We start from the raw sequence: 13,511 nt of genomic DNA, 5'->3' as shown, positions 1-13,511 counted from the left end.
TTATTTCCGAAAGATCTCAGTTCCGATATAATTTCCATACAATATTTATGGAAGGAGAAAAATGTTGAAACATATTAAGTTTATTGATAATCATGGAAGCTTTTGTGTGAACAGACCGGAAAATACCAGTTATCTTTATTTTCCTCTTGCATCAGAAGCAGGTCTGAAAAGTTCCGTCACACCAGTGCTTGGAGGTGACAGCAAAATTGATCAGGATACCTTCCTGCTGGAACCGGTCAGTTCCGAAAATCTTCATAACAATCGTTCTTCCAGAAATTTCTGGATCGTAAAAGAAGGACACATTCCTTATTCAGTAACAGGTTCCTCTACTCAGCAGGAGGCCGACCGTTTTACTGACAGGCAGGAAGACAGTGAACTAACCGCCGGATTCATGTGGCAGACTTTGAAAAGGACTTCCAGAGAACTTGGGCTCATCTCCACAGTTACTTCTTTTATCCCCAAAAGTGATAATGTGGAGATTATGTATGTGACGGTTGAAAACCAGACAGATACTGTACCGAAATTTACTGCATATGGTGCAATTCCTGTTTACGGAAGAAGTGCGGATAACATTCGTGATCATCGAAATGTCACTTCCATGCTCCATCGTATCGAGACAACAGAACATGGAATCAACGTCTGCCCCACCATGTCATTTGACGAGCGGGGACATCAGCCAAATCATAAAATCTATTATGTAAATGGCTGTTCCGGAAAGGGAGAAAATCCGATTTCCTATTATCCGACTGTAGAAGATTTTATCGGAGAAGGTGGTACCTATACACATCCACGCACAGTATATGAAGGATATAAGGGAGTTCCCGCACACAGTCTGGCAGCAGGAAAGGAAGCAATGGGTGCTTTCTGTTTCTCATCTTTCACACTGGCTCCCGGTGAAAAAACAGACTTTATTTTATTATCAGGTATTGCCGACAGTAAAGAAGAAATTGAAAATATTTTTGAAAAATACAATACTTCCGATAAAGTAAAAAATGCACTGGAAGAAACCAGAATTTACTGGAAAAAACAGGTAAACGTTGACTTCCACACACAGGATCCTGACTTTGACAGTTATATGAAATGGGTAAGTTTCCAGCCATTCCTGCGCCGTTTATTTGGCTGTTCTTTCCTTCCTCATCATGATTACGGACGTGGTGGACGCGGATGGCGTGATCTGTGGCAGGATTGTCTTTCTCTTCTGCTGATGAATCCTCAGAATGTAGGTACCATGATTGAAAAGAATTATGGCGGCGTACGTATTGATGGTACAAATGCTACTATTATCGGAGACGGTGACGGCAATTTTATCGCTGACAGAAACGGAATCGCACGTGTATGGATGGATCATGCACTCTGGCCGCTAATCACGACCAGTCTTTATATTAATCAGACCGGAGATATAGAGATCCTTAAGAAACAGGTTCCTTATTTTAAAGATGCACAAACCATGCGCGGCACAGAAATTGATACTCTCTGGAATGACGCATATGGAAATAAACAGCGCACCGAAGACGGTCAGGTATATACCGGAAGTGTTCTGGAGCACATTCTGATCCAGCAGCTTGCCGCTTTTTATGATGTAGGTGTTCATAATATTTACCGTCTCCGCGGAGCTGACTGGAACGATGCCCTGGATATGGCAGCAGAAAATGGTGAAAGTGTTGCCTTTACCTGTGCTTATGCGGGCAATCTCCACACTCTTGCTTCCATATTACGCCTTATGGAATCTGCAGGCGAAACCAGTATCCCGCTGTCAGAGGAAATTGAAATCCTGCTGAACGACCAGACAGATATGTTTGACAGTGTATCTGAAAAGAAAAAGGTTCTTACTGAATATGCCAAAAGCTGCAGGCATAACCTGAGCGGCAGAAAGAAAAACTTCTCTCTCTCCACACTTGCTGCCAACCTGATCCAGAAATCCAACTGGCTGACAAATCATATCCGTTCACAGGAATGGATTGATGGCAAAGACAACGAAGAAGGATGGTATAACAGCTATTACGATAATCATGGAGAGGCAGTGGAAGGTTTCCACCATGAACAGGTGCGTATGATGCTCACGGGCCAGGTTTTCTCTATTATGGGAAATGTTGCCACTGATGCGCAGATCAGAAAAATCGTAAAAAGCGCAGATCATTATCTTTACAGAAAAGAAATCGGCGGTTACCGCCTGAACACAGATTTTCAGGAACTGAAGTTTGATATGGGACGTATGTTCGGTTTCGCTTATGGCGAAAAAGAAAACGGTGCTGTTTTCTCTCATATGGCAGTTATGTATGCAAATGCCTTATATCAGAGAGGCTTTGCAAAAGAAGGCTGGAAAGCATTGCGTTCTCTGTCTGATACAGCTCTCGACTTTGATACCAGCCATATCTACCCGGGAATTCCTGAATATTTCCGTTCAGACGGACGTGGCATGTATCATTATCTGACAGGTGCTGCAAGCTGGTATCTTTTTACCATGATCACAGAGGTCTTTGGTGTCCGTGGAGTTTTCGGAAACCTTTTGGTTCATCCAAAACTTCTGGCAGAACAGTTCGATGAAGCAGGAACTGCTTCTGTCTCTGTTACTTTTGCAGGAAAACAGTTCCATGTTACCTACCGAAACACAGACAGAAAAGATTATGGTTCTTATCATATCGCCGCTGCGGACTGCGACAAAACAGCAATAGAAATCGCAGAAGATTCCCATATTATGATCTCCAGAGAATTTATTAACAACCTCTCTTCTGATCTTCATGAAATTACAGTGACACTTGCCTGAAAACAATAGCTGCTCAGCCTCCATAAAAGCAGTCGACAGGCAGTTATAAATATTGTTCTAACAGAAAGGATTTACTATATGAAATACGGATATTTTGACAATGAAAACCGAGAATACGTGATTACTAATCCGGCAACACCTGCACCATGGGTAAACTATCTGGGTTCCCCGGAGTACGGTGCAATCATTTCCAATAATGCAGGGGGCTACAGTTTTGCAAAATCCGGTGCAAACGGACGTATTCTGCGCTATGTTTTTAATAACTTTGACCAGCCGGGACGTTACATTTACATTCGCGATGACAGATCATCAAACTTCTGGTCTGCATCCTGGCAGCCTGTAGGCAAAGATCTGGCTCAGTATAAGAGCGAATGCCGTCACGGAATCGGTTATACAAAAATTTCTGCCGACTACAGCGATATTCACTCAGAAGCCCTTTACTATGTTCCTCTTGGAAAAAGTTATGAAGTATGGGCATTATCTGTGACCAATCATTCTGATCACGAAAGGAACCTGACTCTCAGCGGATATGCAGAGTTTACCAACCACAGCAATTACGAACAGGATCAGGTTAATTTACAGTACTCTCTTTTTATTTCTCGTACACTGTTCGAAGGAAACAGAATTACTCAGCAGATTCATGGAAATCTTGATGCAATTCCTGAAAATGAGAACGTAGATGAGAAAAATGTGACAGAACGTTTCTTTGGACTTGCAGGTGCTGAGGTTTCTTCTTACTGTGGGGACAAAAATGAATTTCTCGGAAGTTACCATGGATATGGAAACCCTGAAGGTATTGTCTGTGGTGATCTTGGTGATAAGACAAGCTATAATGAAAACTCCTGTGGTGCTCTCTCCTGCAAAATAACTCTTAAAGCAGGTGAAACCAGAACAATTGCTTTTCTTCTTGGAATGAAACCGTCATCTGAAGCTGCTGAAGTAATCAGATGTTACAAAAATCCGGCTCCAACTGTAGCAGAAGAACTGAAAGCATTAAAAGCTGACTGGAACAGTAAGCTTGATAATCTTAAAGTCAGCACTCCAAGTCCGGAATTTGATACTATGATTAATACCTGGAACGCATACAACTGTTTTATGACTTTCATCTGGTCCCGTGCAGCTTCCTTCATTTACTGTGGACTCAGAAATGGATACGGATACAGAGATACTGTACAGGATATTCAGGGAATCATCCATCTGGCACCGGAAATGGCACTGGAAAAGATTCGTTTCATGCTGTCTGCGCAGGTAAATAACGGTGGCGGACTCCCTCTTGTCAAGTTTACTCACACACCTGGAAAAGAAGATACCCCGGATGATGCTTCTTATGTACAGGAAACCGGCCATCCGGCTTACCGTGCAGATGATGCATTATGGCTTTTCCCAACTGTATATAAATATATTTCAGAAACCGGAAACACTGCTTTTCTTGATGAAGTGATTCCTTTTGCCAACAAAGAAGAAGCTACTGTATATGAACATCTGAAACGTGCGGTTGCTTTCTCTCTTAATCACCTTGGACCTCATGGAATGCCTGCCGGACTTTATGCTGACTGGAACGACTGTCTCCGCCTGGGTGCAAACGGAGAATCTTCTTTCGTTGCTTTACAGTTCTATTATGCAATGACAATCCTGAAAATCTTTGCAGAATACAAAAAAGATACAAAATATGTACAGTATCTTGAAGAGACTCAGAAAGCATTTGGCGAAAAAGTTCAGGAACTGTGCTGGGATCATGACCGTTTCGTGCGTGGCTATACAGAAGCCGGAGAAAGGATCGGCGAAGCGGCTGCTCCGGAAGCCAATTTGTGGCTGAATCCTCAGAGCTGGGCTGTCATCAGTGGTCTTGCCAGCCCTGAACAGGGAAACGCTGCACTGAACAATGTATACGAACGTCTAAACACAAAATATGGTGCGATCCTTATGGATCCGCCTTATCATGCGCATGCTTTCGATGGTGCACTGGCAGTTATCTATAATCAGGGTACCAAAGAAAACTCCGGTATTTTCTCCCAATCCCAGGGCTGGCTGATTCTTGCTGAAGCACTCCGCGGTCATGGAGAACGTGCTTTTACCTATTTTATGGAAAATTCTCCTGCTGCGCAGAATGACTGTGCCGAAATCCGTCGTCTTGAACCATACTGCTATGGTCAGTTTACAGAGGGAAAAGCAAGCAAACACTTTGGACGCTCTCATGTTCACTGGCTGACAGGAACTGCTTCTACTGTAATGGTAGGATGTGTGGAAGGTATCCTCGGACTTCGCCCTGATCTTGAAGGACTTCGACTGTCTCCTTCTGTGCCAAAAAGCTGGAAACACTTTGAGATTGAGAAAGTTTTCCGTGGAAAACAGCTTCATATCTCTGTAGAAAATCCAGACGAAAAAGAATCTGGCTGCTGCAGTCTGGTTCTTAACGGACAGAAATTAGCAGATAATTATATCCCAGAAAAACTTCTTCAGGATAAGAACGAAGTCATATTAACTCTTTAATCTCCCGATATTACCAGATGAAAATAAGCGGCCGGCTTACAGAAAATTTATATTCCCTGTAAGCTAGAGCGTGTCTGAAAAATCATTCCCGCAATCTGCACGCCCCACTTTGCGGGATATTTCACCCGAATTCAGTTGCCGTAGCCCGCTACGGCGCCCTCATCCGGGCAAAATATACCACAAATTGTGACGCACATCTTGCAGAAAGCCTTTTTCAGACACGCTCTAGCCGCCTGTTTTACTTATCTTAATATTTTGATTAATCCTGTTCTTTTTTCAGTTCCGACTCTGATGCGACACAAAGTTCTTTTTCTATATCCCAGTGTATCATATAATGTTCATCCCTGTATTTGCCCGGTGTCATTCCCGTAACTTCCCTAAACTGCTGGATGAAATGACTCTGGGAAGAAAAGGAAAGACGGTTTGCAATCTCAATGATCGGATAATCACTGTACTGCAAAAGATTTTTCGCCATTTCTATCTTCTGTCTGCGGATATAGGCACTGACCGATATTCCTGTTTCTTTTTTAAATAATCTGGAGAGATAGCTCGCAGATACTCCAAGTGAATCTGCAAGATCTTCTATTGTAATTCGTTCTTTGATGTGAGAATAAATGTATTCTTTACTTGCGTTGATATGTTTAGAATAAGTGTTGTCTCTGAAATATCTGCGCATTTTTTCAGTATAATCCATCACCATCTCATCATGAAGGCTCTGAACCTCTTCTACTGTATGAATGCCATCCAGTTTTTGAATATAAAAATCACTCAAGCGAAATGCCTGTTCCATCTCCATTCCATTTTGTTTACAGAGTCTGGTTATCATTGCGGTAGTGATAACAAAATGATATTTCATATTTGTGACCGCATTCTTTGACAGTACTCCCACACCATCACACTCTGTAAATCTCTGCTGTTCACAATTTTTCTTAACAGCTTTTATATCTCCACTTGCAACTGCACGATAGAACAATAATTCCTCTATCGGTTCTCTGTGCTCAATTTCATCAATCTCATCTTCTGCCTCAAAAAGAAGCCATTCGTTCTGATAACTCATTTGTTTCTCCTATGCCAATGCCAGCAAATATTATTGTTCACTCCGCCTGCTTAAAACCCCACAAATAGTCTTCTCAACTTTTTCTGCATCAACAGGTTTTGCAATATGTCCGTTCATTCCTTTTGCCAGTGCCTTTTTTCTGTCTTCCTCAAAGGCATTGGCTGTCATGGCTATGATCGGAATAATGGCTTTGCCTTTATCCGACAGTCCGCGGATCATCTCTGTTGCCCTGTAGCCATCCATATTCGGCATCTGGATATCCATAAGGATCAGGTCATAGGTGCCTGCCGGTTTCTGTTCTATCCTTGACACACACTGAACTCCATCCTCAACACGATCAACCATAAGTCCCATATCCTCCAGGATAAACTGTGCGATTTCCGCATTCAGATCATTATCCTCGGCAAGCAAAATATGTTTTCCGCTGATTCTGTCTGTTTCATCCACATCTGAAGATTTTTCCGTATCCTGTTCATAGTAGCTCTTATCAGCAATCCTGTATTCCAGGGTAACTGTAAATTTACTTCCTTCTCCCTGCTTACTTTCTACTTCAATAGTTCCGTACATCATATCAATATACTTCTTTATGATCGGCATTCCCAGACCTGTCCCCGCAACCTTTCCGGCCGTTGTATTTCGTTCCCTGGCAAAAGCCTCAAAGAGAGATGGAAGGAATTCTTCGCTCATTCCGATACCTGTATCAATTACCTGAGTCCGTATCCGCATATAGTCTTTCCTGTCACAGTCAAGCTCTGTGATCCTTATGGTAACTCTTCCCCCTGAAGCTGTATATTTTACCGCATTACTGATCAGATTGAGAAAAATTTCCCTGTTCTTTGTCTCATCGCAGATTACGTGCTCATGCTGCACATCGTATTCCATCTCAAGGTGAATACCTTTTTTCTCCGCTTCTGCCTGGAAAATTTTGTAAATTCCCTGATAAATATCTCTGATCTTCACATAATCCTCATCCAGTTCCACCTTACCGCTTTCAATCTGTGCCATGTCCAGCACATTGTTGATAATAGACAGCAGCAGATTTCCGGACTGTTCCATCTTCTCCTGATAGTCCAGAAGCTTGGGATCTGTCAGTTCCCTTTTTATCAGCTCACTGTATCCCAGCAGGGCATTCATGGGTGTCCGGATATCATGAGACATATTGAAAAGGAAATCTGATTTGGCGGCATTAGCCTTTTCTGCCTGAATCTGGGCTTTTCTTGCTTTCACCATCAGGTAAACTATAATCATTATAATAACCAGAACCGTACTTACAAAACCAATAGAAACTGCTCGCAGGTTATCCTTTATGTATTCTGCCAGAGTGACCTTTCTCGGTTCGTTTTCATATACGCAAAACTGACTGGAAAGCCTGGAAGCAGGCAGAGTCTGAATGGTTTTGTTCAGGATATTCATTAATGTTGTATTGTCCCTGGTGACTGCAAAGCAGGAATCCCCGGATTTCGTAAGAAAAATACTGCGCATTTTGCTGTCTGCCATTGTCTTTAATGACTGTCCTGCCTTCACAACAAAACAGTCTGCCTCACCGCTGTGAACTGCCTTCTCAACCTCATCGGATGAGTCATATTCCTTTATTTTCCAGAAAGGATAGTTAAAAGAAATATACCACTTTCCCAGCAGGTTATTCCTTCTCACTGCTACTGTATTCTCTTTATTTTCATCAAACTTTTTAACACCTGTGAGTACTGCAACATTGACTTCAAAAACAGTATTTGACAATATAACATCGTTTTGCTCAGCTTCATATGGATTCTGATTCATATGAAAAATCATATCAATCCTGCTATCCTTTAATGCCTGTAGCTCTTCCTCCTGGGAATCAAAGCCTGTCAACTGAAATTCTATGTTTTTTTCTCCCAGACAGCCAGAAGCCAGACTAATATAATCGTTAATAATTCCTACCGGTTTCTCTGACTCCGTACCCACAAGGCTGACACCCACATCATTTTTCAGATATCCAATCCTGACCGCCCCATGCTGTTCCAGCCAGTTCTGCTCCTCATCCGTAAGAGTTTCAAGGGAATTTGCGGAGAGATACCTCTTATAAAGATCGTCTGTATAAAAAGGATTCTCCCTCTCAATCTTTTGCATTGCCTGATCCAGCTCCTCTTTCAGATCCGGGCGTTTTTTGCTGACTGCAAAATAGTTATAGGAGCCGCCGATCAGAAGAGCTGGTGAAATGTTATCTCTTTCCCACTGTGGAGATTCATTCAAAACAAACCCATCAATTTCATGATTTTTCAATTTCTGACGGATATCGTCTACATCGATAATATCAACCTGCTGTGTGTTTACTCCATGGCTTTTTTCCCACTCATGAAACATTTCGGCAGAAAGTGTATCCGGCATCATCCCGATCCTCTTCTCATTTAATGTAGTCAGATTTGAAACAGAGATGTCTGTATTGGATGGATTCACATACAGATAATATCTATCCTCTCCCATAGGCAACGCTGAAAAAAGCATGGAAGTGGAGCGTTCCTCTGCATAGGAGATACCTCCCAGCAGATCGATCTGTCCTTTTTTCAGCATGCTCATCAGTTCTGCCCAGCTTCCATCCACATATTCATATTTCCATCCGGTATGCGCAGCTACTGCCTGCTGGTATTCGTAGCTGTAGCCTCTCCTCTGACCGTCTGGTCCCGTGGTGTTATAGATTCCTTCATACCAGCCTACTCTGACTGTTTTGGATTTTGCTTCCTCTGCTGATACAGTAAGGGGAAGCACAGTAATATATAAAATAAGGCATAATAAAATGCAGATGTGTCTCTGTACATTTAACTTAAACTTTTTCATATAACTTTCTCCAAATGATTGTCTGTCCGGTGAAGATATCTCAACAGATTATTGCCTTTTTCATTTACTTCACCCGGGTTATAGAAACGTGTAACATGCTTCTGCAGATATCATACCTTATTTTCCGTCATTGCAACAGCCCTATATTTATTTTTTATACCTATTTTTTCAGTTTTCAGATAATCTTTACTTGCCAAAATTCATGGGCTACGACAACCGAATTCGGACAAAATATATCGCAAAGTGGGCGTGCAGATTGCGGGAATGTTTTTTCAGACACGCTCTAATGTGTCGACATGTTAATTCCTGAAACAATCTTGCAGGATAATTTTTTTATTTCAAGGCGGAGGAAAAAGATGTAGCAGTGGCATAATCATTTGTACGCGAGTCCCCACCCACTGCGTATTGCTTTTCGCAACCTCCGCAGGGGACTTACTTGATTCGGTTAAAGTTACTATTTATTTAAATTTCGTATACAGAAAAAAGCAGCCCACGGACCATGTATGAAGGAAATTTGTGAGCCACCTTTTCTTTTCATCTTAGATGATGTTTATCTTTTTTTATCTTTGAAACAATAAAGAAGAAATCGTACGGTTTTTACTTTTGTAAAACTGAAATGCATTATTTAATAAACTTAACTTCCGGATAAATAGCCTGCTTAGCGGCTTCTTTTCTCTCATTGAAAATAACCTTGTTCTCTTCAATTCTAAGCATACGATATCCAATGCCAATATGTGTCTGGATGTATTGCACTCCATTTTTCTCAGGCTCCAGTTTTTTCCGCAATGTTGCCATAAAAACTCTAAGAGAAGCAATGTCATTATCCGAACATCGTCCCCAAATCTGCTGGGTAATATAGGTATGTGTCAATACCTTTCCCACATTGCGGGACAAAAGACAGAGCAGCTTATATTCTATAGGTGTCAGATGCAATTCCTCTCCCTTCAGATATATACAGCCTGCCGTATAGTCTATCTTTAATCCACCATTCTCAAAAACAGAGCTTTCTATCTGCTCTCCGCTCTGCATAACCGCAAGTCTCCTCTGGGTGACACGGATACGCGCAAGTAATTCCTCAACAGAGAACGGTTTCGTAATATAATCATCCGCTCCTGCATCCAGCGCCTCTATTTTATCTGTGTCCTCACTTCTGGCGCTGATCACAATAATCGGCATGTTCGACCAGGTACGGATTTTTTTTATCACTTCTACCCCTTCCATATCAGGAAGCCCCAGATCCAGAAGAACAATATCCGGATTGTGGGACGAAGCTTCCAGAATGGCTGAAGATCCGTTTTCTGCAGCCAGATATTTATAGTCATGTGTTTTTAATGTAGTAACGATCAGATTACGTATGGGTCTGTCATCCTCAACCACCAGAATTAATGTTTTATTCATTTAATGTCACCTCGCTTAAGGGTAAAGTAAAAATAAAATTGCATCCATGAGGATCATGATCTGTCAAAACCAGGGTTCCTTCATGTGCTTCTATAATAGAGTGGCAAAGTGCCAGTCCAAGTCCCAGACTTCGGTGACTATCCGCAACTGTTGTTTTCCCTGTATAAAACATCTCAAAAATATGTGTTTTCATTTCTTCCGGAATTCCCGGACCATTATCTTCCACACTTATCTGCGCTTTTCCATCTGTTTTCGTTCCCCGAATAAAGATCACAGAACCCGGTGGTGTATATTTTATTGCATTGTCAACTAAATTTACCAGAACCTGCATAATAAGACGTACATCCATACGTGCAAGAACAAGTTCTTCGCAGTCTGTCACAATTTTATAATCATCATGTTTCCGGCTGATATGCCGCAGGGATTCTGCAATCACCTCATCCAGAAGCTGGTCTGTAAATTTAAATTTCAGTCTTCCGTCATTCAGTCTGGTAATGGAAAGCAGATTCTCCACAACTCCGATCAGCCATTCAGAATCATCATAGATATCGCTATAAATCTGATGTTTTGTAGCTTCGTCCAGACGGTCGCTATTGCCAAGCAGCATATCTGCATTACCGGAAATGGAGCAAAGCGGCGTACGAAGATCATGCGAAATCGCCCGAAGAAGATCTGCCCGCAGCTGTTCATTTTTGGCCATAACTGCATTTTTTTCTTTTTCTAATGCATTTTTCGCATTTTCCATTGCAAGCGCACATTCATTTATTACAGACAGCAGGATGCTATATTCAAAAGAATCCAGTGTTTCTTTCTGCAATGGTATCCCAATTACACCGTAAACATTATTTCCGCTCCGGATTGCCAGATATATACATTTAGCCTGTGGAAAATAGTGTGTAGACGCACCGGCGCGCTGCCTGTTTTCATAGACCCATCTGGCTATCTGCTGCTCTTCCGGTATTAAAAAATCTTCTGTGTTCTCTTTTTTTCCGGAAAAAAGCTTACCCTCTGATAAAGCTCCATTTTCTACTACATATGCTGTAATACTGCGGTTTAGCAGACGGAGAAGCTGTGTACAGGTAACGTCAAGAATCTCAGTTTCTCCTTTTGCCTTTTGCATCAGACGGTCTGTATCGAACAGAACCTGCGTACGAAAGGCAAGCTGTGCAGACAGCTTTGCATGTGTTTTCAGCTTTGCTGCAAGCGCTCCCGTAAGTACGGACGAAATAAGCATTATGAAAAAAGTCACCGGATAACCTACCGCATAGGTCTGAAAGGACATCCTTGGTTCTGTCAGAAAAAAACAAAATAAAAATACACTTAAGAAAGAGCCTGCCACACTGCAAAGATAACCATTTGTCAGAATTGAAGTGAGCAAAACTCCCAGAATATATATGGTTACAATATTCGTATCTGTGAAATGGAACTTCTGAAACAACAAGCCAATTAAAGTGCATATCACAAATATAAAGATTGTGAGAAAATAATCTTTTACAGATGGTTTTTCCACATACCACACATATGGCCGCTTCTGATAGATTCTGGTTTTCATCGCATCTGGAATTATATGGATATCAATGTCCGGTACAATTTCAATCAGTTTTTCCGTCAGAGTTGCTTTACTGAAAAAGTAGTTCCGACGGGCATTACTTTGTCCGATCACAATTTGGGTTACATTGGATAAACGGGCATACTCTGCAATTTGTACCGGTATGTTTACTCCATGAGTCATCACTATTTCTGCTCCCATTTTTTCAGCATACCGAATATGTTCTTCCAGCTTTTCTTTATCTAAGTCTTCGGATTTTGTACCGGTTCGTACATATAAAGCTGTAAAACGTGACGGAAAGGCATTCGCCATTTTTGCAGCCATATTTATTATTTTTTTATTGGAGGGAGCTGCTGATAGACAAACGAGAATATGTTCATCTGAATATTTATTACTTTCCTCTGTTTTGAAGCTCATTCTGCTTTCCACCTTTTTCAGTACATCGTTTTTGAAATTATATCATGTGATTGCAGTATGGTCAAAAATCTTTTCTACATCCTCTGATTGGCTGTCAAAAATTATTATTTTAGCTTCTGAATATCGGCTTTTACACTCATGAATCTCTTTTAACAATTCATCATCCGAAAAGTCATCCAAAAATAGTATTTTTAAGGAATTCATTTTCCCTTCCTGTTCTTCTTTATCATTTTCCAGAACATTATCTAAAAACAGATCTATTTTATTAACAATATAAAATCCTAAGCCGAATATACATAACACAACAACTATTAATATTCCCTGTTCCATTACCATCACCTCTTTCACTGCCTCTTCATGGTAACCAAACTATATGCGGAAGCACTTTTGAAGAGCTATGTAATCCCCCAGCACCAGCAATTTGTTTTTCTCTGAAAAACACGTAGCCGGAGAAATTGCAACACTGAATTCTCCTTCATTTTTTATAGCAAGAATATTAATATTGTAACGCTTTCTGATATCCAGCCCGCCTACAGTTTTTCCAATCCATTCCCCCGGCACTTCTACCTCAAAAATCGCATGGGAAGCATCCACCTCCATGTAATCAAGGATATGGTCATCTGTGTAACGGATAGAGGCCCATTTTGCTACCTGCTTTTCCGGATAAACCACCTTATCTGCACCGTTGCGTAAAAGAAATTTTTCCTGGACATCACGTTCAGCTCTGGATATCACCAGTTTTGCTCCCAGTTCTTTCAGAAGGGAGGTTGTCTCAAGAGAATTCTGAAAGCTTCCTCCGATGGTAACAAAACAGATATCGTAGTTTCCAATCCCAAGGGATTCCAGGAATTCCGCATTAGTACTGTCTCCGATCTGGGCATTAGTCACAAATGGAAGCACTTTGTCCACCCTTTCTTCATTCCAGTCAACTGCCATAATTTCATGCCCAAGCTGATTAAGCTGCATGGCAATATGTCTTCCAAATCTTCCAAGTCCAATAATCAATACATTCTTCATAATAT

At 41.4% G+C, this 13,511-nt stretch carries 8 protein-coding genes and 3 pseudogenes; 4 read left to right on the top strand and 7 right to left on the bottom strand.

All coding sequences use genetic code 11. The annotated features are described in order from the left end of the window. Positions 1-64: 64 nt before the first annotated feature. On the top strand, positions 65-2,764 hold the full coding sequence (locus tag KQI87_RS13560) for a GH36-type glycosyl hydrolase domain-containing protein (RefSeq protein ID WP_216460641.1): 2,700 nt from the start codon (positions 65-67) through the stop codon (positions 2,762-2,764). Between the two features lie 78 nt (positions 2,765-2,842). After that, entirely contained in the window at positions 2,843-5,254 is a 2,412-nt protein-coding gene (locus KQI87_RS13555; protein WP_216460605.1) for a GH36-type glycosyl hydrolase domain-containing protein, read from the top strand. A gap of 47 nt (positions 5,255-5,301) precedes the next feature. Here the strand turns inward: KQI87_RS13555 and KQI87_RS17355 are convergent. After that, positions 5,302-5,430 (bottom strand): annotated as a pseudogene (locus tag KQI87_RS17355) (DUF6783 domain-containing protein). Here KQI87_RS17355 and KQI87_RS17350 point away from each other — a divergent pair. Then, positions 5,389-5,505, top strand: a pseudogene (locus tag KQI87_RS17350) (DUF6783 domain-containing protein); the annotation flags it as partial. The pseudogenes KQI87_RS17355 and KQI87_RS17350 overlap by 42 nt on opposite strands. Positions 5,506-5,513: 8 nt before the next feature. On the opposite strand, the gene KQI87_RS13550 reads toward KQI87_RS17350, so the two are convergent. Next, entirely contained in the window at positions 5,514-6,311 is a 798-nt protein-coding gene (locus tag KQI87_RS13550) for a helix-turn-helix domain-containing protein (RefSeq protein ID WP_216460604.1), read from the bottom strand. Between the two features lie 30 nt (positions 6,312-6,341). Further along, entirely contained in the window at positions 6,342-9,125 is a 2,784-nt protein-coding gene (locus KQI87_RS13545) for an ATP-binding protein (RefSeq protein WP_216460603.1), read from the bottom strand. A 202-nt stretch (positions 9,126-9,327) separates the two neighbouring features. On the opposite strand from KQI87_RS13545, the gene KQI87_RS17610 reads away from it, so the two are divergent. Beyond that, positions 9,328-9,435, top strand: coding sequence for a DUF6783 domain-containing protein (locus KQI87_RS17610; protein ID WP_442860624.1), 108 nt, complete (start codon positions 9,328-9,330; stop codon positions 9,433-9,435). A 389-nt stretch (positions 9,436-9,824) separates the two neighbouring features. Here the strand turns inward: KQI87_RS17610 and KQI87_RS13540 are convergent. The 4 genes and pseudogenes from KQI87_RS13540 to KQI87_RS13525 all read right to left on the bottom strand — a co-directional run. Next, positions 9,825-10,523 (bottom strand): annotated as a pseudogene (locus KQI87_RS13540) (response regulator); the annotation flags it as partial. Further along, a complete protein-coding gene (locus tag KQI87_RS13535) occupies positions 10,516-12,489 on the bottom strand; it encodes an ATP-binding protein (protein WP_216460602.1) in 1,974 nt (657 codons plus the stop codon). The gene KQI87_RS13535 and the pseudogene KQI87_RS13540, both read right to left, overlap by 8 nt. A gap of 42 nt (positions 12,490-12,531) precedes the next feature. Next, positions 12,532-12,819, bottom strand: a complete 288-nt coding sequence (locus tag KQI87_RS13530) for a hypothetical protein (RefSeq protein WP_216460601.1) — start codon at positions 12,817-12,819, stop codon at positions 12,532-12,534. A 39-nt stretch (positions 12,820-12,858) separates the two neighbouring features. Then, the gene (locus tag KQI87_RS13525) at positions 12,859-13,506 is read right to left on the bottom strand and encodes a potassium channel family protein (protein ID WP_216460600.1); all 648 of its coding nucleotides are present in this window, start codon (positions 13,504-13,506) and stop codon (positions 12,859-12,861) included. Between the last annotated feature and the right edge of the window lie 5 nt (positions 13,507-13,511).

This window comes from Blautia sp. MSJ-9, assembly GCF_018919065.1.
Lineage (GTDB): Bacteria > Bacillota > Clostridia > Lachnospirales > Lachnospiraceae > Blautia_A.
Note: the sequence above shows the minus strand (reverse complement) of the source record. Positions and strands in the feature narration are given on the sequence as shown.

Coding starts and splice junctions, on each gene's coding strand:
- KQI87_RS13545 (WP_216460603.1), bottom strand. CDS start 9,125: ATGAAAAAGTTTAAGTTAAATGTACAGAGACACATCTGCATTTTATTA.
- KQI87_RS17610 (WP_442860624.1), top strand. CDS start 9,328: ATGGGCTACGACAACCGAATTCGGACAAAATATATCGCAAAGTGGGCG.
- KQI87_RS13555 (WP_216460605.1), top strand. CDS start 2,843: ATGAAATACGGATATTTTGACAATGAAAACCGAGAATACGTGATTACT.
- KQI87_RS13535 (WP_216460602.1), bottom strand. CDS start 12,489: ATGAGCTTCAAAACAGAGGAAAGTAATAAATATTCAGATGAACATATT.
- KQI87_RS13525 (WP_216460600.1), bottom strand. CDS start 13,506: ATGAAGAATGTATTGATTATTGGACTTGGAAGATTTGGAAGACATATT.
- KQI87_RS13550 (WP_216460604.1), bottom strand. CDS start 6,311: ATGAGTTATCAGAACGAATGGCTTCTTTTTGAGGCAGAAGATGAGATT.
- KQI87_RS13530 (WP_216460601.1), bottom strand. CDS start 12,819: ATGGAACAGGGAATATTAATAGTTGTTGTGTTATGTATATTCGGCTTA.